The 21,115-nt window shown below is 67.2% G+C and carries 22 protein-coding genes and 1 tRNA gene; 16 read left to right on the top strand and 7 right to left on the bottom strand.

Annotation, left to right across the window (positions count from 1 at the left end):
- The first annotated feature begins 12 nt into the window (after window positions 1-12).
- Genes OXQ95_RS02585 through OXQ95_RS02600 form a run of 4 tightly spaced genes read left to right on the top strand, consistent with a single transcriptional unit; the run spans window position 13 to window position 1,511 of the window.
- Entirely contained in the window at window positions 13-420 is a 408-nt protein-coding gene (locus tag OXQ95_RS02585) for a phage major tail protein, TP901-1 family (protein ID WP_267379129.1), read from the top strand.
- Window positions 417-761 carry a gene transfer agent family protein gene (locus OXQ95_RS02590; protein WP_267379132.1) on the top strand — a complete coding sequence of 115 codons (345 nt, stop codon included), beginning with the start codon at window positions 417-419 and terminating at the stop codon, window positions 759-761. Before OXQ95_RS02585 ends, OXQ95_RS02590 begins: the two co-directional genes overlap by 4 nt.
- Window positions 758-961, top strand: coding sequence for a phage tail assembly chaperone (locus tag OXQ95_RS02595; RefSeq protein WP_267379135.1), 204 nt, complete (start codon window positions 758-760; stop codon window positions 959-961). Before OXQ95_RS02590 ends, OXQ95_RS02595 begins: the two co-directional genes overlap by 4 nt.
- A complete protein-coding gene (locus tag OXQ95_RS02600) occupies window positions 954-1,511 on the top strand; it encodes a tail tape measure protein (RefSeq protein WP_267379138.1) in 558 nt (185 codons plus the stop codon). The genes OXQ95_RS02595 and OXQ95_RS02600 overlap by 8 nt, the downstream gene beginning before the upstream one ends.
- Before the next feature lie 8 nt (window positions 1,512-1,519).
- Here the strand turns inward: OXQ95_RS02600 and OXQ95_RS02605 are convergent, their stop codons facing one another.
- On the bottom strand, window positions 1,520-2,074 hold the full coding sequence (locus OXQ95_RS02605; RefSeq protein ID WP_267379141.1) for a hypothetical protein: 555 nt from the start codon (window positions 2,072-2,074) through the stop codon (window positions 1,520-1,522).
- Window positions 2,075-2,224: 150 nt separating this feature from the next.
- Between OXQ95_RS02605 and OXQ95_RS02610 the strand changes: the two genes are divergently transcribed.
- The 6 genes from OXQ95_RS02610 (at window position 2,225) to OXQ95_RS02635 (ending at window position 9,611) form a co-directional block, all read left to right on the top strand.
- Window positions 2,225-4,495: a DUF2460 domain-containing protein gene (locus OXQ95_RS02610; protein WP_267379144.1), complete on the top strand. Its 2,271-nt coding sequence runs from the start codon at window positions 2,225-2,227 to the stop codon at window positions 4,493-4,495.
- Entirely contained in the window at window positions 4,492-5,289 is a 798-nt protein-coding gene (locus OXQ95_RS02615; RefSeq protein ID WP_267379147.1) for a DUF2163 domain-containing protein, read from the top strand. The genes OXQ95_RS02610 and OXQ95_RS02615 overlap by 4 nt, the downstream gene beginning before the upstream one ends.
- Window positions 5,286-5,666: a peptidoglycan endopeptidase gene (locus OXQ95_RS02620; RefSeq protein ID WP_242098503.1), complete on the top strand. Its 381-nt coding sequence runs from the start codon at window positions 5,286-5,288 to the stop codon at window positions 5,664-5,666. Before OXQ95_RS02615 ends, OXQ95_RS02620 begins: the two co-directional genes overlap by 4 nt.
- A 13-nt stretch (window positions 5,667-5,679) precedes the next feature.
- Window positions 5,680-7,857, top strand: coding sequence for a phage tail protein (locus OXQ95_RS02625; RefSeq protein ID WP_267379151.1), 2,178 nt, complete (start codon window positions 5,680-5,682; stop codon window positions 7,855-7,857).
- A complete protein-coding gene (locus tag OXQ95_RS02630; protein WP_267379153.1) occupies window positions 7,854-8,354 on the top strand; it encodes a DUF2793 domain-containing protein in 501 nt (166 codons plus the stop codon). Before OXQ95_RS02625 ends, OXQ95_RS02630 begins: the two co-directional genes overlap by 4 nt.
- A gap of 126 nt (window positions 8,355-8,480) precedes the next feature.
- Complete coding sequence (locus OXQ95_RS02635; protein ID WP_242098500.1) at window positions 8,481-9,611, top strand: OmpA family protein; 1,131 nt, start codon at window positions 8,481-8,483, stop codon at window positions 9,609-9,611.
- A 162-nt stretch (window positions 9,612-9,773) separates the two neighbouring features.
- On the opposite strand, the gene OXQ95_RS02640 is transcribed toward OXQ95_RS02635, so the two are convergent.
- Complete coding sequence (locus OXQ95_RS02640) at window positions 9,774-10,505, bottom strand: folate-binding protein (protein WP_267379162.1); 732 nt, start codon at window positions 10,503-10,505, stop codon at window positions 9,774-9,776.
- Window positions 10,506-10,548: 43 nt separating this feature from the next.
- Here OXQ95_RS02640 and OXQ95_RS02645 point away from each other — a divergent pair, with 43 nt between their 5' ends.
- A complete protein-coding gene (locus OXQ95_RS02645) occupies window positions 10,549-11,871 on the top strand; it encodes a dihydroorotase (protein WP_267379165.1) in 1,323 nt (440 codons plus the stop codon).
- Between the two features lie 73 nt (window positions 11,872-11,944).
- The gene (locus OXQ95_RS02650) at window positions 11,945-12,082 is read left to right on the top strand and encodes a hypothetical protein (RefSeq protein ID WP_242098497.1); all 138 of its coding nucleotides are present in this window, start codon (window positions 11,945-11,947) and stop codon (window positions 12,080-12,082) included.
- A 40-nt stretch (window positions 12,083-12,122) separates the two neighbouring features.
- Here the strand turns inward: OXQ95_RS02650 and OXQ95_RS02655 are convergent, their stop codons facing one another.
- Window positions 12,123-12,878 carry a DUF1134 domain-containing protein gene (locus OXQ95_RS02655; protein ID WP_267379291.1) on the bottom strand — a complete coding sequence of 252 codons (756 nt, stop codon included), beginning with the start codon at window positions 12,876-12,878 and terminating at the stop codon, window positions 12,123-12,125.
- Window positions 12,879-13,065: 187 nt separating this feature from the next.
- Between OXQ95_RS02655 and OXQ95_RS02660 the strand changes: the two genes are divergently transcribed.
- From OXQ95_RS02660 to OXQ95_RS02675, 4 genes are all read left to right on the top strand, one after another.
- Window positions 13,066-13,155 (top strand) — tRNA-Ser (locus OXQ95_RS02660).
- 477 nt (window positions 13,156-13,632) lie between these two features.
- Window positions 13,633-13,971 carry a hypothetical protein gene (locus OXQ95_RS02665; protein ID WP_267379168.1) on the top strand — a complete coding sequence of 113 codons (339 nt, stop codon included), beginning with the start codon at window positions 13,633-13,635 and terminating at the stop codon, window positions 13,969-13,971.
- A 62-nt stretch (window positions 13,972-14,033) separates the two neighbouring features.
- Window positions 14,034-15,410 carry a DNA methyltransferase gene (locus OXQ95_RS02670; protein WP_267379171.1) on the top strand — a complete coding sequence of 459 codons (1,377 nt, stop codon included), beginning with the start codon at window positions 14,034-14,036 and terminating at the stop codon, window positions 15,408-15,410.
- A 57-nt stretch (window positions 15,411-15,467) separates the two neighbouring features.
- Window positions 15,468-16,070, top strand: a complete 603-nt coding sequence (locus OXQ95_RS02675) for a hypothetical protein (RefSeq protein WP_267379174.1) — start codon at window positions 15,468-15,470, stop codon at window positions 16,068-16,070.
- A 93-nt stretch (window positions 16,071-16,163) separates the two neighbouring features.
- Here OXQ95_RS02675 and OXQ95_RS02680 read toward each other — a convergent pair whose 3' ends face one another.
- From OXQ95_RS02680 to OXQ95_RS02695, 4 genes are all read right to left on the bottom strand, one after another.
- A complete protein-coding gene (locus OXQ95_RS02680) occupies window positions 16,164-16,991 on the bottom strand; it encodes a GIY-YIG nuclease family protein (protein ID WP_267379177.1) in 828 nt (275 codons plus the stop codon).
- Between the two features lie 403 nt (window positions 16,992-17,394).
- On the bottom strand, window positions 17,395-19,095 hold the full coding sequence (locus OXQ95_RS02685; RefSeq protein WP_267379180.1) for a recombinase family protein: 1,701 nt from the start codon (window positions 19,093-19,095) through the stop codon (window positions 17,395-17,397).
- Window positions 19,092-19,544 (bottom strand): DUF2924 domain-containing protein, encoded by a 453-nt coding sequence (locus tag OXQ95_RS02690; RefSeq protein ID WP_267379183.1) that lies wholly within the window; start codon window positions 19,542-19,544, stop codon window positions 19,092-19,094. Before OXQ95_RS02690 ends, OXQ95_RS02685 begins: the two co-directional genes overlap by 4 nt.
- Window positions 19,545-20,013: 469 nt before the next feature.
- Window positions 20,014-21,115 (bottom strand): type IIL restriction-modification enzyme MmeI (locus tag OXQ95_RS02695; protein ID WP_346731951.1); only part of this gene is annotated, 1,102 nt, incomplete at its 5' end.

Raw genomic sequence — 21,115 nt, forward strand, 5'->3', positions numbered from 1 at the left:
GGGAGAAGAATGATGGCCGTGGAAAAGGGCAGTGCGTTCCTGCTGAAGGTGGGCGACGGCGCCGCGCCGCCGAATTTCGCGACGGTGGCGGGGCTGCGCACCACGCAATTGTCGGTGAACGGCGAGACGGTGGTGGTGACCAACAAGGGATCGGGCGGGTGGCGCGAGCTGCTGTCGGGCGCCGGAGTGCGCAGCGTCAGCGTGGCCGGCGCGGGCGTGTTCACCGGATCGGCGGCGGAGGCACGGATCAAGGGCAGTGCGCTCGGCGGCGTGCTCGACGATTACCGGCTGAGCTTCGAAAGCGGCGAGACGATGACCGGGCGGTTCCTTGTCTCGCGGCTCGACTATGCGGGCGATTTCAACGGCGAGCGCTCCTATACGCTCGCGCTCGAAAGCTCCGGCCCGGTGGTGGCGGCATGAGCGCGCAGACCGGCGCCCGGCCGGCCAATCCCGTGCGCGGCGAGACCGCGCTGCGTGTGAACGGCACCGAGCTGACGCTTCGACCGAGCTTCGCCGCGCTGGTGGCCGCCGAGCAGGAGCTTGGCCCGCTCTTCACGCTGGTCGAGCGCGCGGCGGAAGGGCGGATCGGCATCGCCGAGACGGTGGCGCTGCTCTGGCACTGCCTGCGCGATGCGCCCGCCCATGTGACCCGCGAGGCGCTGGGCGAGGCGATCGTCCAGGGTGGGCTCGCCGCGGCGACGCCGATCCTGCGGGCGCTGCTCGGGCAGATTTTGAGCGGCCAGGATCTGGCTCGGCCGTGACGTTCGCGCAGAGTGCCGGGCGGCTGGCCGGCATGGCGGGGGCGGCGCTCGGCTGGAGCCCGGACCGGTTCTGGGCGGCGACGCCCGCCGAACTGGCGAGCGTGGTGAATGCGCTGGCCGGGGCGGGCGGTGGCGCGGCCGCCGCCCCGCCCGACGCGGCGATGCTGGCACAATTGAAGGAGGCCTTTCCCGATGGATGATCCGATCGCACCGGTGACGATCCCGGTCCATGCCGACAGCGCGGCGTTCCTGCGCGAGGTGGCGGCGATGCGCACCGAACTCGAGACCGGCCTGGGGGCAGGCGCGGACCGCGCCGGCCGCACGATCGAAACCAGCCTGATCCGCGCGGCGACGAGCGGCAAGCTGGGTTTCGAGGAGCTGAAGACGGTGGCGCTGAAGGCCCTGGAGCAGATCGCCGCCGCCTCGCTGCGCGCCGCCCTGGGCGGCGGGACGAGCGGCGGGGCCGGGGCTGGGCTGGGGTCGATCCTCGCGGGCCTGATCGGCCTGCCGGGCCGCGCGACCGGTGGCCCGGTGGCGCCCGGCGCCGCCTATGTCGTGGGGGAGCGCGGCCCCGAACTGTTCGTGCCCACCGCAAGCGGGCGGATCGAGACGGGCGCCGCGCCCGGTGGCGGCACGCGCGACGTGCGCGTGGCGATCACGGTGAACGCGAACGCCGCGACCGCGCCCACGGCGCTCGCGCAATCGAGCCGCCAGGTGGCGCGCGCGGTGAAGGCGGCGCTGGCGGAATGAGGCGCGCGTTAATTGATAAGGACGTTTTCGGCCGCCTCGATACCCGCCCAGAAATCGGCTCCCGTGTCCACGAACGGAATATCCAATATCGAGCAATCACGGCGTAACTGGCGACTTAGCTGCTGGCTGACATTTAGGTATAGGCGGACGTTCTCGATCCCGGTACGATGGAGCCAGTCGGTCGGTGGCCCGATGTGCTCCGCGACTAGAACGGCTTTGTCATCAATTCCAATATCCGGATAGCCGAGGAAGCAGGCCCTCACAGATTGTTCAGTTTCCTGAATGAACCGAGCGATCGTGTGCGGACGAAGGTTCACCCCTTCGACGAGATAGTCCCGTCGATCGAAGATGGCATGATCGAGAATGGGTTCAATGATCGGCCACATTTGATCTGCGGTGGCAAGATCATCGGCGCCGGGAAGCACACCGAGCGCAGGCGTGCCGAGGTAAAGACCCATTTTTAAGGCGTCTAACGTGAACCAGGGAATGCCATGGCGAGCGCACATGCGCTCCGCCAAGATCGACTTGCCGCTTCGGCTACAACCTCCCACGATGTAAAGCATCGACGCTTCATAGCGCGGGCAATGCCATGTTCGCTATCGGCAATAGGTTCATCGGCTGCGCGATCGTAACCGCATCCACCGCCCCGACCATCCGCCTCGCACCCCACGAAAGCTGCGCGCCCTGCCGCGTGGACGATAAGGAGATTCGCCATGGGACATTGGCTCGCCGCCGCGCCGACGGTGCAGGCGCAGGATGTCGTCACGCGGTTCGATCCGCGCTTCTGGACGGTGAATTTTCCGCGGCCCATGATGGCCGCCGTTACCAGCATCGCCGCGGACGCGCTACGGGTGGATGCCGTGTTCTACAAGGCGGACGATCTCGCCGGGCTGATCTGGGAGGCGGAGGACCGGTTCGATCATCCGCTGCTCGCCTATGAGACGGCGCGCGATTTCACCGGATGCCGGCTGCGTTTCCACTGGCGCTCGGCGGGCGTGATGCCGCTCGACGCGGTCAACGGCCCGGTGCTGACGATCGAGGGGCGCGATGCGGCGGGCGCGCCGCGCGCCTGGTATGTGCGGTTGTGGAACTATGCGGTCGGCCATGCCGAGGATGCCGCGATCGCGATCGATTTCGCGGCGCTCGACGGCGGGTTCCTCCTGCCGGGCGAAGCCGATCCGGTGTGGGCGGGCGATATCGACCGGATGTTCGTCTCGCTGGTGCCGCCCGGCTATACCGCCAAGGACGCGGCACTCGCCGCGGCGTCGGAAGCCTGGGTGGAGCTGACCGGCATCGCCTGCGAGGGGCCGGGCGCGGTGCTGGCGATCGGCGCGGTGGTGGTGCCCGAACACGGGTTCGGCATCGCGAGCGGCTATGACGACAGCTACAACATCACGCCGGCGCGGCTGCTGCGCGCGGCGCTGCATCTCGGCTATCGCGGCAGCATCGTCCATTATGTCGGCATGAGCCATTATTTCCGGCTCGATGCGCTGTATGGCGGCTATTATGTCAGCCTGGCCGGCGGCACGCTGAACGTGGCGTGCGCCGCCTGGCACCGCGATTTCGCGGCGCGGGCGCAGGCGCTGGGGTTCGGCATCATCTGGTCGGTCAGCTACGAGCTGTTCGACGCGCATTGCTGGAACGACTGGAAGCAGCGCGCGTCGGACGGCATCCCGGCGCAGACCGGCTGGGTGCCGCCATCGACGCTGCTGTCGCCCGCGCACGACGGCGCGATGGCGTATCTGCGTTACGTGGCGCAGGCGCTCATGGGTATCGCGACGGCGGCGGGGCTGGTGCCGCGGTTCCAGGTGGGCGAGCCCTGGTGGTGGACGATGCCCGACGGGCGGCCCTGCCTCTATGATGCGAGCGCGGTGGCGGCGTTCGCGCCGGTCGCGATCCCGACGCTGTCCGGGGCGCTGAGCGCCGACCAGATTGCGACGCTCGACCGCGCGGGTGCGTGCCTCGCGGCGTCCACCGCGGCGCTGTGCGCGGCGGCGCGGGCCGCGGCCCCCGGATGCGTCACGCATCTGCTGACCTATCTGCCGACCGTCCTGTCGACCGCGGCGCCGGAGGCCAAGCGCGCGAACATGCCGGTCGGATGGGCCTCGCCCGCGTTCGACGTGCTGCAGCTCGAGGATTATGATTGGGCGGCGGCCGGCGACGCGGCTTCCACCGCGCGCGGTGTCGCGCTGGCCGAAGCGCGGCTCGGCTATCCGCCTGCGCGGCAGCATTATCTCTCGGGCTTCGTGCTCCGATCCGATCAGTCGGCCGAATGGTCGGCGATCGATGCGGCGGCGGAGACGGCGCGCGCGCGCGGCGTCGCGGCGACCTTTCTCTGGGCGCTGCCGCAGGTGGTGCGCGACGGCTTCGTCCATTTCGATACGCAGGAGCAAGCCATGCAGGATTTCGACGACATCGCCTTCCCGCTGGCGATGGGGCGCGAGGCGGAGGTAACGCCCGGCTTTTCCACCAGCATCGTGACGAGCGCGGGCGGCGCGGAGCAACGCAGCGCCGCCTGGGCGGAGGCGCGCACCGCCTATGATGTCGGCCCCGGCATCCGGTCGGAGGCGGACATCGCGGTGTTGCTCGGCTTTTTCCGGGCGCGGATGGGGCCGGCGCGCGGCTTTCGGCTGCGCGACCCGTTCGACAGCGACGCGGTGGCCGTCCCGATCGGCACGGGCGACGGGCAGCAGCGCCGCTTCGCGCTGGCCAAACATTATGGCGACATGGTGCGGCGGATCACGCGGCCGGTGGCGGGCAGCGTGATCGTGGCGATCGATGGCCGCGCCACCCAGGCCTTCGCGGTGACGGACGGCGGCTGGGTCGAACTGGACGTCGCCCCCGCGGCCGGCGCGGCGGTGAGCGCGAGCTTCGCCTTCGACGTGCCGGTGCGCTTCGCCGAGGATCGGCTGAGCGTGACGCGCGCGACCTTCCTGGCGGGCAACGCCGCGCAGGTGCCGCTGATCGAAGTGCGCGAGGCATGAGCGCGCTCGTCACCCTCGCCTGGTGCTGGCGGATCGAGCGGCGCGACGGCGTGACGATCGGGCTGACGGGCCACGACCGCGATCTCGTGGTGGACGGGCTGGTCCATCGCGCGGCGCCGGGCATGACGCCGTCCGCGATCGTCCGCACCGACGGGCTGGAGGCGGCGACGATGGATGCGAGCGGCGCCTTGACGAGCGATGCGATCACCGAGGCCGATCTGCTCGCCGGCCGCTTCGACGGCGCGCGGGTGACGCTGTTCGCGATCGATTGGACCGACGGCAGCGGCCGGGTCGATCTGGGGGAAGGCACGATCGGGGCGGTCGAGATCCGCGACGCTGCGTTCACCGCCGAACTGGCGGGCGCGACCGCGGCGCTGGAACGCCCGGTGGTCGAGCAGACCTCGGCCGAGTGCCGCGCCGAACTGGGCGACCGGCGCTGCCGCGTGGCGCTGGCCGGCCGCCGCCGCTTCGCGCGCGTGATCGCGGTGGACGGACAGGTGGTGACGCTCGACACGGCCGAGCCGACGCCGGGTGCTTGTGCGGGCGGGCGGCTGCGCTGGTTCGGCGGCGCCAATGGCGGGCTGGAGGGCGCGGTGGCGCGATCCGACGGCGCCACCGTCACGCTGCGCATGCCCCCGGCGTTCGCGGGGGAACCGGACACGCTCGTCGAATTGGTGGAGGGGTGCGACAAGAGCATCGCGACCTGTGCCGCCCGGTTCGGCAACGCGGCCAATTTTCGCGGCGAGCTCTATCTGCCCGGCATCGACCTGCTCACGCGTTATCCGGGCGGATGAGCGCGGTGGCAGCGGCGGCGCGCGCTCTGGTCGGTGCGCCGTTCCGGCTCCACGGGCGCGATGCGGCGGGTGGGCTCGATTGCGTCGGGGTGGTGGCGCTCGCGCTGCAGGGTGGCGGCCATAGGGTGGTGGTGCCGAGCGGCTATGCGCTGCGCGGCGGCGATCCGGCTTCGGTGATCGCGCGGATCGATGCGGTGCTGGCGCGGGCGGCGGCCGATGCGCCGGGCGACATCGTGCTGACGACGACGGGTCCGGGGCAACTGCATCTCGCGGTGCGGGTGGCCGGCGGGTTCGTCCATGCCGATGCCGGGCTGCGGCGCGTGGTGATGCGGCCGGGCGAGCCGCCATGGCCGCTGCTGGCCGCATGGGCGACATGAAGGGAGACGCAGGATGGCGACGCTGGTGTTGACCGCGGTGGGCGGCGCGATCGGTGGTCCGGTGGGGGCGGCGATCGGCGGGTTGCTGGGCGGCTTCGCGGACCGGGCGTTGCTCGCGCCCAAGGGCCGCGAGGGGCCGCGGCTGACCGAATTGTCGGTACAGACCTCCTCCTACGGCACGCAGATCCCGTGGATCTTCGGCACGATGCGCGTGGCGGGCACGGTCATCTGGTCGACCGACCTGATCGAATCGCGCGCCACCGGCAGCGCCGGCAAGGGGCAGCCGAGCGTCACGACCTACAGCTATTCCGCCTCGTTCGCGGTGCTGCTGTCGGGTCGGCCAATCCGGAGCGTCGGGCGGATCTGGGCCGACGGCAACCTGCTGCGCGGGAGCGCTGGCGACTTCAAGGCATCCACCGGGTTCCGGCTTCACACGGGCGGCGAGGATCAGCCGGTCGATCCGCTGATCGCCTCGGCCGAAGGCGGCCTCACGCCCGCGCACCGCGGCTGCGCCTATGCGGTGTTCGAGGGTCTGGCTTTGGCCGATTACGGCAACCGCATTCCCTCGCTCACCTTCGAGGTGACCGCCGACGACGGACCGCGGGCGATCGGTGCGATCGCGCAGGCGCTCGCGCCCGAGGTGACGGTGGACGCGGCGCTGATGCTCGACGGCTTCGCGGCATCGGGCGGCAGCGTGCGCGCCGTGCTCGAGACGCTGGGCGATGTCGGGGGCGCGTGGTTTTCGCCTCAGGGGCGTGCGGTCGTGATGCGCGATTCGGCGACGAACCCCGTGGCGATCGCCGATTGTGGCTTTGCTGCAGATGCGAAGGGCATTCGGCGCGCGCGCAGCATGGCGGCGGCCAGCGGCATTCCCGCCGCCATCGCCGTGTCGCATTATGATCCGGCACGCGATTATCAGATCGGTCTTCAGCGGGCACGGCGACCCGGTGCCGGGGTGTCGGAATCGCGGATCGAGGTGCCGGCGGCGATCGCAGCGGGCACGGCGAAGTCGATCGCCACGGCCATGCTCGCCCGCGCCGAAACCGGGCGGACCACCCGCAGCGTCGCCGCCGCGATCGACGCGCTCGCGATCGGACCCGGGGCATGCGTGACGATCCGCGGCGAACCGGGCGTTTGGCGCGTGACGAAGGCGCGGCTCGAGGCGATGGTAGTGACGCTCGATCTCGTCGCGCTGGCGCCCGCATCGCTCTCCGCGCCCGCAACGAGCGGTCGGGCGCTGGCCACGCCCGATCTGACGATCGGCGCGACATGGCTTCAGGCGTTCGAGATGCCGGCGCTCGACGATACGCTGCTCACGGCGCCGCGGATCGCGGTGGCGGCGACGGGCGCGGGCGCGGGGTGGCGCCGGGCGGCGCTGCTCTACAGCCTGGACGACGGTGCGAGCTGGGCGGCGGCCGGGGCGACCGCGTCGCCCGCGATCCTGGGCACGATCGAGGTGCCGCCCGATCCCGCCGCTTCCGCGGCGTTCTATGATCTGCGCAGCGCCGTGGTGGTCCGGCTCGCGCATGCGGATCTGGTGCTGGGCGATGCCGACGATGCGGCGCTGGATCGCGGCCGGAATCTCGCGTTGATCGGCGACGAGCTGGTCCAGTTCGGGCGGGCGGAGCCGCTGGGGGGCACAGGCTGGCGCCTCTCGCGGCTGCTGCGCGGGCGGCGGGGAACCGAGGCTGCGATGGGCGCGCAGGCGGCGGGCGCGCGGTTCGTGCTGGTCGAAGCGGACACGGTGCGCACGCTCGATCTGCCGCTGTCCGCGCTCGGGCAGCGCGTGCGCGTGCTCGCATCAGGGGTCGGCGATACGAAGGGCCCGGTGGAATCCGCCTTCGCCCTGACGGGCGCATCGATCCGGCCGCCGGCACCGGTCCATCTCGCCGTCGCGACCGACGGATCGGGCGATGCGACGCTGCGCTGGACGCGGCGGAGCCGGGCAGGGTGGCGCTGGATCGACGGCGTCGATGCGCCTCTGGGCGAAGAGGCCGAGCGGTATCGCGTCGCCCTTACGCTGGGCGACGGCAGCACCCGCACGATCGAGACGACGGAACCCCTCGTCACCATCGCTGCGGCCGACCGGGCCGCCGGTCCGATAACGGCCGCGGTACGCCAGCGCGGTACGGTCGCCGAATCGCTGCCGGCCGGCATCACCATCGCTTCATCGACAGGAGGACATGCATGACCGACATCACCGCACGCCTGGCGCTGCCTTTGCTCGAATCCGGGCAGGCGCAGAAGGAGGTGACGCACAACGAGGCGCTCGCCCGGCTCGACCTCGCGGTGCAGGCCAGCGTGCTCGCGTCGGGCCTGAGCACGCCGCCGGTTGCGCCGGCGGACGGCCAGGCCTGGATCGTGGGCGATTCGCCGACCGGCGCGTGGACGGGGCAGGGCCGCGCGGTCGCGGGCTGGACGGTGGGCGGGTGGCGCTTCGTCGCGCCGTTCGAGGGCATGGCAGTGTGGAGCGTGGCCGATGCGCTGGTCCTGCGATTCATCGCGGGAGCGTGGGTCGCCGGACGGGTCACCGCGACGCGCCTTGTCGTCGGTGGCGTGCCGGTGGTGGGCCCCCAGCAGGCGCCCATCGCGGCGCCCATCGGCGGTGCGTCCGTCGATGTCGAGGCGCGTACCACGATTTCCGTGATCCTGCAGACACTTCGGAGTCACGGGTTGATCGCGGGTTAACAATTCCGGCGAAATGGTTCCGTTGTATTTGGGCAACACTCGAGTTTTTGTTCGCTTGCGCGGCAACTATGGTTCGGATAGTGAGTTTGCGCTGTCCGTAGTGACACTCATGGAAAGGGGAATATGATGCGGAAGCTTGCCGTAATTCTGGCACTCGCCTCCACCGCACTCGCCACGCCCGCCTTCGCCCGCGACAAGTCGTGGTACGTCGGCGCCGAAGGCGGCGGTATGATCGTGGAAGATATGCACTACGACCTGGGGGGCGTTGTCAATGGCGCCAAGGTCGATCACCATTATGGCTATGATGTCGATGGTACGATCGGTTACGACTTCGGTCCGATCCGCATCGAAACCGAGGTTGGCTATCGTCGTGCCGGCGTCAACGGCTACACGTCGTCGCTGACCACGCCGACGTTCACGGCGACTGGTGCGCGCGTGAATTCGGCTGCTGGCACGTACAACTATGCCGGCGGCTATGACTCGGCGCTCAGCTTCATGCTGAACGGCTTGCTGGACTTCGGTCCGGATGACGGCATTCAGGGCTTCGTCGGCGGTGGTGCCGGTGTCGCTCGCGTCAAGTCGAGCTACGGCCTGAACCGTTATGGCCGCTTCCTCGACGACTCGGACACGGTGTTCGCCTATCAGGGCCTAGCCGGCGTGCGTGCGCCGCTGACCAGCCACATCGATGCGACGCTCAAGTATCGCTACTTCCGCACGCTGAACGATCATCTGGTTGACGTGTCGAACCGTGGTGCGAACGCGCACTTCGTCTCGCACAGCATCCTGGGTGGCGTGACGTACAACTTCGGCGAGCCGGCCGCACCGCCGCCCCCGCCGCCCCCGCCGCCGCCGCCCCCGCCGCCGCCTCCCCCGCCGCCTCCGGCACCGGAGCCTGTGGTCTGCTCGCCGGGTCCGTTCATCGTGTTCTTCGAGTGGAACAAGTCGGACATCACCCCCGAGGCCGCGTCGATCCTCGACAACGCCGTCACCCAGTATCAGAGCTGCGGCAATGCGCAGGTCATGCTGGCCGGCTTCACCGACACCTCGGGTACGGCGAAGTACAATGTGGGTCTCTCGCAGCGTCGTGCCGACGCGGTGAAGGCGTACATGACGTCGCATGCCATCCCGGATGCGGTCGTGACGACCCGCGCCTTCGGCGAGGATCCCGCCCACCTCCGCGTTCAGACGGCGGACGGTGTTCGCGAGGTCCAGAACCGTCGCGTGGAAGTCACCTACGGGCCGGGTTCGGGCAACTAAACCCAGACCCCTTGTGGGACGAGATCGGGGAGGTCGGCTCATGCCGGCCTCCCTTTTCTTTTGCCTTAGCCTCAGCCTCAGGACGCGAACGCGAGAGATACCCGGTCGCCGGATCGCGCATCGGCCGGAGATTATGGTTCCGTCGGCGGCAACACTTCCGGTTTATTCGCCGGCGGCGATCGCCTCGACCAGCCAGTGGGGCCGCAGTGCGTCGCCCAGCGCCTCGACGCGGCGATGCTCCACCATCAGTCCGAGATCGGGATAGATCGCCCTGGTCCGCTCGCCGGCCTCGGCCAGCGGCGCGACGACGAGGCGCCGATTCACTTTCGCCCGGTGGTGCATGCGCGCGGTATTTTCCTGCCCGACATAGCAGCCCTTGCCGAAGCTCACCCCGTTCAGCTCGCGTGCGTTGCATTCGAGCCAGAGCGTTTCGCCGGATCCGAGCTCGCCCACGCCCTCGCATATTCCCAGCGCCAGTCGGCGTGCCCGCCACCCCGCGGCTGGAGCGGCCTCCCCGTCCAGCCAGCGCCACCCGAGCGTCGCCAGGCGCGGATCCTGCGGTCCCCGCGGTTCGGTCGCCGACCAGTGCACACGCCGCGGATCGGGATCGATCGCGATCGCACGCCGCAAGCGATACATTGCGAGCCGCCGGGCAAGCGCTTGCGCCTGCTCCGCTTCGCAATCGATCAGCACGTCCGCGGCATCGGCCCAGAGCACGAAATCGAACAGCGCCTTGCCCTGCGGACTCAGCAGCCCCGCCCATAGTGGCGCATCGCTCGCCAAGGCGTTCAGATCGTTCGTCACGAGCCCCTGCAGAAAGCCGCGCACATCTTCGCCCGAAAGCCGCAGCACCGCGCGGTCTGCGAGCATCGTCCCTGGGGTGGTGTCGTCCATCGGCTCAAGGTAGGAGGCGTGCGGCATCGACGAAAGGGCGCACGTGACCTACGATCTCAAGCTCAGCGGCGGCACGGTCCATCTGCCCGGCGGCCCGGTGAAGGCCGATATCGGCGTCCGGGGTGGTCGGATCGTCGCGATCGGCGCATCCGGCGATGCGGGGCGCACGATCGACTGCACGGGGCTCGATATCCTCCCCGGCGTGATCGACACGCAGGTGCATTTCCGCGAGCCCGGCCTCGTCCACAAGGAGGATCTGGAAAGCGGCGCGCGCGCGGCGGTGATGGGCGGCGTTACCGCGATATTCGAGATGCCCAACACCAAGCCCAACACCGACAGCGCGGATGCCATCGCCGACAAGCTGGCCCGCGCCCGCAACCGGATGTGGTGCGATCATGCCTTCTATGTGGGCGCCACCAACCATAATGCCGCGGATCTGGCCGAGCTGGAACGGTTGCCCGGCACCGCGGGCGTCAAGATCTTCATGGGCGCCTCCACGGGCGACCTGCTCGTGTCGGAGGATTCGCGCCTCGCCGCGGTGCTCGCCTCAGGCCATCGCCGCGTCGCGATCCACGCCGAGGACGAGGCGCGGATGCAGGCGCGCGCGGGCGAGCGCATCCCCGGCGACCCCGCCTCCCATCCGGTCTGGCGCGACGACGAGAGCGCGCTGATCGCCACGCGCCGCATCCTCGGCCTAGCGCGCGCGGCGCGGCGACGGATCCATGTGCTCCATGTCACCACGCCGGCCGAGCTCGCGCTGCTCGGCGAGAACAAGGATATCGCCAGTTGCGAGGTGACGCCGCAGCATCTGACGCTGGCGGGCGAGGAGGCCTATCCGCGGCTCGGCACGCTCGCCCAGATGAACCCGCCGATCCGCTCGGGCGCGCATCGCGACGGGCTGTGGCATTGGCTGAATCAGGGCGTGCCCGACGTCATCGGCTCCGATCACGCGCCGCATACGCTGGAGGAAAAGGCCAAGCCCTATCCCGATTCTCCCAGCGGCATGCCCGGCGTGCAGACGCTGCTGCCGCTGCTGCTCGATCATGTCGCGCATGGGCGCATGACGCTTCAGCGCTTGATCGAACTCACCAGCGCCGGTGCTCAGCGGATATTCGGGATCGTCGGCAAGGGCCGGATCGCAGTCGGCTATGATGCCGATTTCTCGATCGTCGACCGAAAGAAAAACTGGACGGTGACCGAGGATTGGCTCGCCTCGCGCAGCGGCTGGTCCCCGTTCACCGGCATGACCCTGACCGGCAAGCCGATCGGCACGATCGTGCGCGGTCAGGTCGCCATGTGGGAGGACGCGCTCGGCGATGCGGCGATGGGCGAACCCATCCGATTCGAGGCAGTCGACTTCGGATAATCCGCCGAACCGGGTTCTTTACATTGCGTTAGGCGGCCCGATCCTACGCCCGATCCGAACGAAAGGATCGGTCATGGCTTCGCCGGAACGCACGCTTGGAACCCTTCGCGCCAAACTCGCGCGTGGCGGCGGCATCATATCCAAACCCTATCAGCCGCCCGCGATCGGAGACCTGGTGCGCCGGATCGATCAGGCACTGGCCGCACGCTGACGCACCGTTCGCGCCGCGGCTTCGGCGGCGAGCATAACCACTAGAACGGCAACCAGCGGGTCTTGTGCGTGATGTTCATATAGCCGACATTGACGCCCGCGCGCCAACCCACGCCCAACCGGATGGGAATGAGTACTACCTTGCCGCGCCGCAGATAGGTCGCCGAAAAGCCGCCGATCGCATAAAGCCGGCCTTCGGCCGCCGGGAAGCGGTGATAGAGATCCTCGGTATCGTAGAGATTGTAGACGAGCACGAACACCTTGTTCGCGTCGCCGCCCGCGTCGAAGCCAATCGAGGGACCGGTCCAGAAGACCGGCTGTTGGCCCTCGATCTTGTGCGTCATGATCCCCGATCCATAACGCAGGCCGACGATGAAGGCGCCCGAGGCCTCGTGCCCCGCGATATACGCGTTGGGCTGGCCTTGATCCTTCAGGATCTTTTCGAGCAGCCCCGCCAGCCCCGCGGCCCCTTTACCGAACACGCCCTCGCCGGCACTCAGCAGATCGTCGCGCTGATAGGTGTCGGCGGCATGCGTGGTGGCGTCGGCGCGTGCCTCCTGCGCGGTTTCTCCGTTCCGTGGCACCGGAGCGGGCTCGGTCGGGGCGGTCTGCCGCATCGGCGCGGATTGGGGCGCATCATAGTCGTCTGGCGTTTGCGGCTGCACGCGGGGAGAGGGCGCGGCGCCGCGCGCGCTTCCGCCCAGATCGCCATCGATCGCTTGATTGGGATCGATCGTGCGGACCTGTGCAGCTCCCGCTCCCGCTCCCGCCATCGCGATGGTCAGCGCGGCACCCATTCCCAGCCATTCGATACGCATACGCCGATCCCCGCCCTTGTGCCGGCGAGTTAACCAAGCTTTGCATTGCGGTGCAATGAACGCTCGCCGAGCCGCGTCGTTTTCACGCCCGCCCGCGTGTCGGCAATGCACCACATGCGGTTGATCGCGCGCGCCAGCCTCGCTATAGCGCCCCTCTGCCGCAGCCGGAGACGTGGGTGAGTGGCTGAAACCAACGCTTTGCTAAAGCGTCATACGGGAAACCGTATCGAGGGTTCGAATCCCTCCGTCTCCGCCACCTAGCCCTTAGTAGTTGAGAAGGATGGGAAAACTTCGGTTTTCCTGCGCATTTTGGCGTGCCTGCGGCTGATTACGGTACCGCGGAGAAGCGATGCTGCTCCCATGATAGGGGATTTCTCCTCGACATTCTCCGCCGCGATTTTGGCAGTACCGTTTCGTCGATGAGAAGCCAGCGGCGGCGTTGCCTCGTCGGGAGCGCTAGCCCTTTCCCATGCAAAAGGAATTTGCACGGGAATTTTATCTTGGTGCCAGGAGCGATGCCGGCGCAAGTGGTGTTATTTGCGAGAGAACACCGAGAACGCGCTCATCCTAGATGGGAATGAGAGCCCGTATAAATCGCTACTGTCGCGACATCGGCTCCGATCAGGCAGGTGCAAAAATTGATCAAGTCTGGTAATGGACGATCCACTGACCGCTATCGAGGGGTGTCCTTATGCATGGTGTCGAGGGAACGATGGTTGGCCCGGGTCGTCCGATGATCGAGGATGCGCTGCACCTGATTCTTTATGTCGAGACGGGCCGCCGGCGGGGGCGGAATAAGAAGTTGTCAGTCCGCGCGTTCGCAAAGCTCCGCAGCACCGCATATTACGGCCCGATGACCCATAAGAAGGCGGGCCGGCGCTATATGGGCCTTGAACTGCGTCGTGTGTATCCGCTTCGCGGCGAAGCGCTGCGGCGACGCTTCAGTAAAGCGCAAGAGGCGATCGGACTGCGCGATCCGGACTTTCCTATTGATATGGCGAGTCCGTTAGCCGACGCGGCATGCGAGACGATCGATCGACTAGTTGCGGATCTGCTGCAAGACGACAAATAGGGGCTTTTTTGGCCCCAATTTTCATGCCCAATGGATCGGCTCCACCCTGATGGAGTCGATCGATGACCATGACGACCAGGCCGGCTCGCCGGCAAAAGCATTCCAGTAGCGGCGAAACGACGCCCCGTGTTCACAACGGCATGCAGGTCGAGCTGGTGCCGACCGTGTCGCTGAAGCTCGACCCGAACAACCCGCGTCGGCGTAGCCGGCTCGACGAGAAGGTGGCCCGAAAGATCGTCGGCGCCCACCAAGTCATGCCGCCGATGCTCGCCGATCGGGCGACCTCCACGGTGCGGATCGGTGCCGTGATCCTACAGGCGGCGCGGGAGCTTGGCATCGAGCAGGTGCCGGTGATCTGGCTCGATGATCTGAGGGAGGTTGAGCTGCAGGCGCTGACCGTCGGCTATGAGCGGCTGGGGCAACTGGGCGAGTTCGACCGTAGCCTTCTCGCGCAGCTTCATCTAAATTTCGAGGCGGAGATCGCCGGCTACGAGCCGGAGCATATCGGGTTTGAGGTCGGCGCGATCGATCTGATGCTCGAAGAGGTCGCCGCCGACTCGGAGGAGCCCGAAGAGGGGCTTGCGCTTGATCCCGTCGCGATCAGCCGGGTCGGCGATGTCTGGCAGCTTGGCAAGCACCGCATCATCTGCGGGGACTCGACCAGCCCGGCGACGTTCGGGACGCTGATGACCGGCATAGGAGCGGCGGCACTCGTCTTTACGGATCCTCCGTTTGGTTGCGCGATCAACGGGTTCGTGTCCCGCGAGGGAAGGCATCGCGAGTTCGTGATGGGCTCGTGCGAGATGTCGCCCAACGAGCTGGCGATGTTCTTCACCTCGTTCATCAAGGCGATGCTGCCGCATGTCAAGGCGGGGGCGGTGGTCGAGCTGGTGATCGACTGGCGCAGCCTGCACCTGCTGCTGGAAGCCGCGGTGCCCCTGCTCGGTCCGCTCATTAACCTCGCTGTCTGGGTGAAGGACCGGCCGGGTCAGGGCAGCTTTCTTCGGTCGCAGCACGAACTCGTGTTGATCTTCAAGGTCGGCAAGGGCCGGTTTCGCAACAACGTCGAGCTGGGGAGACACGGCCGCAACCGGTCGAACACCTGGAGCTACCCGTCGGCGAAGACCGCCAGCACCGGCAGCGACGAAGGCGACATGCTCAAGCACCATCCGACACCGAAGCCGGTGCGGCTGGTCGCCGACGCGATCCTCGATTGCACCCGCCGCGGCGACATCGTCCTCGATGCCTTTCTTGGCTCGGGCACGACGCTGATTGCGGCCGAGAAGGTTGGGCGCGTGTGCCACGCGGTCGAGCTCGACCCCCTCTACGTCGATCTCGCCATCCGCCGTTGGCAGGCATGGACCGGCGAGCAGGCGGTCCATCAGGCCAGCGGGCGCACGTTCGACGAGATCGCCGTCGAGGTGAGTGGCAACCGATGACCTCAGGGGGGCGGCTGTGGCCGCTTCCCTTCCCAACTTCAATCAAGGTAAACGACCATGACAACGCGCAAGACGCCAGCTGATCCGAGCCGACCGAAGAAGTGGCCGACCAGCGACTATACTATGGGCTATGCTCGGCCGCCGAAGCACGGCCAGATCAAGCCGGGCGAGGTCCGCAACCCGTGGGGACCCAAAGGCAAGCCAAAGGCTGAAGCGCCCGATCCGTTCGAGTTTGCCACATCGCAGATGACCACAGTCGTCTTGAATGGCGAGAAGCTGACCATGACCGCCGAGGCTGCCGCAAATATCGTCGCGATGCAGAAGGCGATCGCAGGTGATCCCCGAGCGATGAAGAACATGCAGGACGAGCGGCGGGCGAGGCGCCGCATGGGGCCGCCGCCAAAGACCGCGGATGAGTTATTGAAAGATAAGGAAGATTTGGCGCGGCGTCGGCAACTAACTTCTTCGCTGACGCGCGTTCTCGAGATCGCGGCACATTTGCGAAAAAATGGGATCGAGATCGAGAGGAATGGGAGATGGCAGTATGCCGATTGGGCGATCGAAGCGTTCGGCGACTATCGCGAGAAGCTGGGACTGCCGCGCGAGCCTGCTCCGGGAGAACGTTGGGACCCCCATATGGCAATAGAGGTGCGCGATTGAACTCCGCTATCGAATTAAAGCCGGGCGGACCTAGGAAATAGTTGTCGGCAACTGAAGGATCGGAGAAGATCGTGCCAATCTTACGGTCGCGCTTCAATTGGCGTTGAGCCCCATCGCGCGGCTTTGCAGCTTGCCCTTCCACCTGCTCTCGAGGGCGAGGACGTCGGCGTCGCTGTCGAGCGATCCGGCAACCTCAAGGATCGAAACCTGATAGTCGCTGCGCTCGCGCGAGCGCAGCATGACGTTGCCGCCGTGACCGTCGACCGCATAGTGATGCCAGCGGCCTAGAAACCCGTCGCTGCCAATTGCCGAGCCGACGTACAGCTCCTTGGTGATAGGGCAGGTCAGGAGGTAGATGCCGCGCGCGGCGCGTAGCGCTTCGGTCCAGCTCGACGGTAGCGCGAGGATGCGCGATAACGGTTCGACGAACGCGCCGAACCCGGGGAATGGCGGCTCGGCGAAGCGGCGGGTGAGTTCCTCGATCGGTTTGTCCTGTTGATCGGCGCGCTGCACCCAGGTGCGGGTTCCTGCGCCCCATTCGATCGCAAGACGGCCCTCATAATCGGCGAGGTCATCGAGATGGCGCGTCGAATATACCTCGTCGCCACCGCCAGCGGGTGCCTTGCTGAGGGGGTAAGGCCAGGACGTCGGCACCGTACCGGGTTCGCCGACGGCATACAGCCCCGCGAACAGCGTCTGACCGTTTGGAGTGACGACGAAGCTTGCCCAATAAGGCGCGGTGAACCGGGCGCGGTTCTTCACCTGCTGGGTCGCCTGATAGGCATCGAACAAGCTACGCTCGTCGCGCCACAGCGTGTAGGGAGTCGCGCCGTTCAAGGGCGCGCGTTGATGGCGTAGAAGCCGAACCAGCGCCGAATCGATACCCGCGCTGTCGAGCAAGCGGTTGAAGGTCAGCGACATCGTAGCACCCCCGTTCGGGCGCGCCGCTGCTGCCGATGGCCTCATTCGTCGCGCCTATGTCCTCTCGGGGCGACGGCCGAAGCCGGATGTTCGAAACCTGGTCAGTGATCAGGCGCATGCGCCTTTACCGTTGCCGGCTGGACATGCGCGCATGCCACCCGGCCCCGACAAAGTCGTGACCGAGTTCACTGGACTAGGGTTTCGATGCCCCACCCCCCGGCTTTCACGAGGGGCAGGACCGTGATTGCTCTGCTTGCCGCCGCAGGCAAGTGGAATGTGCAGATGATGGCGGCTGCGATCCGAAGATCGAGCGAAGCTGTGAATGTTTGAAGGCGACGGCGGCAATGAACCGCCGCTAGCGCCCGGCAGCGGGGCGCCAGCGTTTATGCTGCGTTGCGGCGGCTCAGCTGACCGGTGATGCCGGCAACAACGCAGTTGCCTGCTCACGCCAGCAGGCGGGCAGGCTGCCGCCAAGAGTGAGTGACGCTGCATCGACGTTCGCGCGCAGCTTGCCCTTCAGCACCGCCTCGGTGATCTGGGGTGAAAGGAAGGCCAGACGCATCACGCGCGTGACGTAGGCGGGGCTGACCTTCTCCGCCGCTGCAAGTTCCGTCACGTTCAATTCGCCCGCTCGGATGACCCGCCACCAACGTCGCGCCTTCAGCAGCAGCTTGATCGTCGCCGCATTGGGCGTGCTGTCGAGCGCCGCACCATTATCTTGCACCAGCCGCATCGCTCGGCCTGTACGTGTCAAGGTGACGGATGCGATCAGGGTGAACATTGGCGGTGCTTCCGCTGCCGCAGCCATGCCGAGAGCCTCGGCGATGCCGATGGTTGCACAGTCGATCTCGATCGTATTTGCCGTCATGCGTACCTCGCCGACCAGCGCCTGCACCGTTGCCCGATGGCGCTTGCCAAGCCGCTCGATGGTGTCGTTCGCTGCCGCATCGAGCCCGGCCATGCTCTTCGGCGTCAGTGCTGCGCCGATCGTCGCTGCCAGTGCAACCGGGTCACCGAACGCCTCAGCGGCGCGCTGGCACACCGCAGCTTCGAGTTCGAGCGCGGGAATGCGGCTGCCCTTGTCGGAGGTGCCGAGATGGAGTGCGCGGCTGACATAATAGCGGTAGCGCGCGTTCCCCTTGTTGGCGTGTGTGGCGATGAGCGGCTCGCCTGCCTCATCGATCAAGCGTCCTGCCAGGAGGCTGAAGCGGGGCTGGCGCTTACCCGTGCGCTTGCCCTGGATGTTGGCCGCGAGGATCGCCTGGACACGCTCGAACATGTCATGGTCGATGATCGCGGGATGGTTGCCGACGAACACCTTGTCGCAGTGCTGGATCTGCCCGTCATACGTGACCCGGCGCAGCATGACATGGAGCAGGCCGCGCGAGAAGGTGCCGCCGCCGATGGTCTTGCCGGACGTGGTGGTACGCTCGGGGATATGGATGCGCGCTGCCAGCAACTCGTCATGCAGCAGACGCACGTTGCCGAGTGCCAGATAGCGCTCGAAGATGTGCCGCACGAGAGCGGCATGATCCTCGACGATCGCGAGGCTGCGCCCGTCAGGCTTGTAGCCAAGCGGCGGTACGCCGCCCATCCACATGCCGCGTGCCTTGCTGGCTGCGATCTTGTCGCGGATACGCTCGGCGGTCACCTCGCGCTCGAACTGTGCGAACGACAGCAGCATATTGAGGGTCAGTCGCCCCATGCTGGTGGTGGTGTTGAACGACTGCGTTACCGAGACGAAGCTGGTGCCGGCCTTGTCGAACGTCTCAACCAGTTTGGCGAAGTCGAACAGCGAGCGGGTCAGCCGGTCGACCTTGTAGACGACAATGATGTCGACGCGGGCCGCTGCGACCTCAGCGAGGAGGCGTTGCAGCGCCGGGCGCTCGAGCGTGCCGCCGGAGATGCCGCCATCGTCGTAGATGTCGGGCAGGGCGGTCCATCCCTCGCTGGCCTGGGACAGGATGTAGGCGGCGCAAGCCTCGCGCTGTGCATCGAGGCTATTGAAGCTTTGCTCCAGGCCCTCGTCCGACGACTTCCTGGTGTAGATGGCGCATCGGACCGGGCCGGTTCGCTGCACGGCCGCCCCTCGCACCGCGCTCATGCTGCCACCCTCTTCTTCAGGCCGAAAAAGGCTGGCCCCGACCAGCGTGTGCCGGTGATCGCGCGCGCGACCTCGCTGAGGCTGTTCCACTCGCGGCCATTCCAGCGGATGATCCGGTCCTCGCTGACGAGGACGACGTGTGCCTCGCCCGCCCATTCACGCACCAGCCGCAGACCGGCGGTCGGCGCGCGCGTGGTGGTCTGCCCGCGTTCGAGCTGATCGAGTGTGGTGCTGACGCCGCGCGGCAGGCCGCCGAGGGCGCTCGCCTGGATCTCCCAGGCGAGCGCCAGTCGGAGGAGACTTGGCGAGGCGCTCGAACGAAGCGTCGGAGTTTTCGCAACGACTGGCGCGGATGAAATGAACCAGACATTCGCTGGGCACGTAGCCAGGATCCTTTCGATTGCGGATCCGGGCCCGCTCGAGCAGTCCATCGCGCGACAGGTTGCCAAGGGCGGGGAGGAGCGCCTCGACTTTGTCGGGGCGCGTATACAGCGTCCCGTCCTTCTTCTTCCGGGTGAGCGGGGCGATCAACTTGTCCTCCCTTTCGAAGCACCAGCATAAGTGCGTTTCAGGGGTAATCGCCATGGAAACTGAAACCGGAACGGCAAAATGGATTATTTGGAACGCGTCGGCGTGTGCCCGACCAGATCATCGCACCTCTTGCGCTGACAACTCAACAGCAGCTTTCCGCGGAGAAGCACCGAGGACCGGACTGTCGGCAATCGGCCCACTTCCTGCCGCACCGTTTCACCTGAACGAGCGACCGCTTTCGAGACGCCTTCAACCGGCGCCGAACGACCGACACTGGGTCAGCCTCACCCGGCTGCTGGGGGCGGCTCTCGACCAAAGCCGGTCGTTCGAATCAGCTGCCGCGAACGTCAGCTACTGACAGAAGCAGCCAACGGGCCTGTTGGTCACCTATCTCGGCAGATAATAGCCGTTCGTTGCCTCGTCGTGTCTAGCGGCGCCGGTCGCGACGAGAGTTTTCAGCACTTGTTCGACACGCTGGCGGCGCTTGGGCGTGTTGCGACCGGCAAAGGCGGCGGCGAGCGCGAGGATGGCAATCGGCCCGTCGGCGCGGGCGAGCAGATCGCGGACCGAGCGGATCTGGTCGAGCCCGTCACTGGGCCATTTCGCCGCTTCGACACTGACGGCGTCGCCCAGATCGGCCTCGATCTGAGTCTCGCCCTTCTCCTTGGCGGCCAGGCGCGGGCGTTGGAAATCGGGGCGCAGCCAAAGGACGGTCCCGGCGCGCTCTTCCGCCACGCGCGCCTGATTGAGCGCGACCAGGCGGACGAGCAATTCCTCCTCGGCCGCTTCCTGATCCGCGCTCTTGTGCGGGCTGGGCGTGGTGCTGCCGGGCTTGCCCACCAGCCGGTCGCCAAGGTCGCTCCAGCCATAAGCTGCCAGCACCTCGCGATCGATCTCGTCGTGCAGTTCCTTCAGGATCGCGATTTGCCCGGCATCATAGGTGCCGTGCTCGGCTGGGGTCAGCGGTTCGCCGATCCCGGCATCCAGCTCACGCACCCGCTCTAGCGCATTGTAGAGCCCGGTCATGGTGAGGAAATCATGCGCGGCGACCCGCTCCTTGCGGAAGGCGTCGAGGCGTTCGCCGAGTTCGGCGAGTCGGGGGAAGGGGGTGAGTGGGAAGGGGAAGGGGAAGGTGTCGAAGCACAGCGTCTTCACATAAACGGGGCGGTCCTCAAGCAAGCCGCCAGTTGCGAGAGCCCAAATGAGGTGCGCGCTGGAAGAAAGAACTGCTAACCGATCTGCCGACTCAAGCCCTATCCCCACCAGCTTGTTGTCCGGCAGAATGTTCGTGTCGAGAAACTGAAAAAGTCGATGTTTGGACGTTTCTGCAGAAACCACATAGCGACGAAGGCCCGCCGTAAACTCTCGTAGTTCTGGTCTAGTTCGACCAAACTGCCACCAGCGCGCCTTGATGTCCCGGTCTCGGTTCTCATCTCGCTCCGGTTTCACGCGGTCGATTACCCACTGATACACCGTCGGAAATCGGTCC

Origin of the sequence: Sphingomonas sp. GC_Shp_6, assembly GCF_026540835.1 — a bacterium.
Lineage (GTDB): Bacteria > Pseudomonadota > Alphaproteobacteria > Sphingomonadales > Sphingomonadaceae > Sphingomonas.

Bases quoted from the DNA above. Each gene is read 5' to 3' on its own strand.
- OXQ95_RS02585 (WP_267379129.1), top strand. From the start codon at position 13: ATGGCCGTGGAAAAGGGCAGTGCGTTCCTGCTGAAGGTGGGCGACGGC.
- OXQ95_RS02590 (WP_267379132.1), top strand. From the start codon at position 417: ATGAGCGCGCAGACCGGCGCCCGGCCGGCCAATCCCGTGCGCGGCGAG.
- OXQ95_RS02600 (WP_267379138.1), top strand. From the start codon at position 954: ATGGATGATCCGATCGCACCGGTGACGATCCCGGTCCATGCCGACAGC.
- OXQ95_RS02605 (WP_267379141.1), bottom strand. From the start codon at position 2,074: ATGCTTTACATCGTGGGAGGTTGTAGCCGAAGCGGCAAGTCGATCTTG.
- OXQ95_RS02610 (WP_267379144.1), top strand. From the start codon at position 2,225: ATGGGACATTGGCTCGCCGCCGCGCCGACGGTGCAGGCGCAGGATGTC.
- OXQ95_RS02615 (WP_267379147.1), top strand. From the start codon at position 4,492: ATGAGCGCGCTCGTCACCCTCGCCTGGTGCTGGCGGATCGAGCGGCGC.
- OXQ95_RS02620 (WP_242098503.1), top strand. From the start codon at position 5,286: ATGAGCGCGGTGGCAGCGGCGGCGCGCGCTCTGGTCGGTGCGCCGTTC.
- OXQ95_RS02625 (WP_267379151.1), top strand. From the start codon at position 5,680: ATGGCGACGCTGGTGTTGACCGCGGTGGGCGGCGCGATCGGTGGTCCG.
- OXQ95_RS02630 (WP_267379153.1), top strand. From the start codon at position 7,854: ATGACCGACATCACCGCACGCCTGGCGCTGCCTTTGCTCGAATCCGGG.
- OXQ95_RS02635 (WP_242098500.1), top strand. From the start codon at position 8,481: ATGCGGAAGCTTGCCGTAATTCTGGCACTCGCCTCCACCGCACTCGCC.
- OXQ95_RS02640 (WP_267379162.1), bottom strand. From the start codon at position 10,505: ATGGACGACACCACCCCAGGGACGATGCTCGCAGACCGCGCGGTGCTG.
- OXQ95_RS02650 (WP_242098497.1), top strand. From the start codon at position 11,945: ATGGCTTCGCCGGAACGCACGCTTGGAACCCTTCGCGCCAAACTCGCG.
- OXQ95_RS02655 (WP_267379291.1), bottom strand. From the start codon at position 12,878: ATGGGTGCCGCGCTGACCATCGCGATGGCGGGAGCGGGAGCGGGAGCT.
- OXQ95_RS02665 (WP_267379168.1), top strand. From the start codon at position 13,633: ATGATCGAGGATGCGCTGCACCTGATTCTTTATGTCGAGACGGGCCGC.
- OXQ95_RS02670 (WP_267379171.1), top strand. From the start codon at position 14,034: ATGACCATGACGACCAGGCCGGCTCGCCGGCAAAAGCATTCCAGTAGC.
- OXQ95_RS02675 (WP_267379174.1), top strand. From the start codon at position 15,468: ATGACAACGCGCAAGACGCCAGCTGATCCGAGCCGACCGAAGAAGTGG.
- OXQ95_RS02680 (WP_267379177.1), bottom strand. From the start codon at position 16,991: ATGTCGCTGACCTTCAACCGCTTGCTCGACAGCGCGGGTATCGATTCG.
- OXQ95_RS02685 (WP_267379180.1), bottom strand. From the start codon at position 19,095: ATGAGCGCGGTGCGAGGGGCGGCCGTGCAGCGAACCGGCCCGGTCCGA.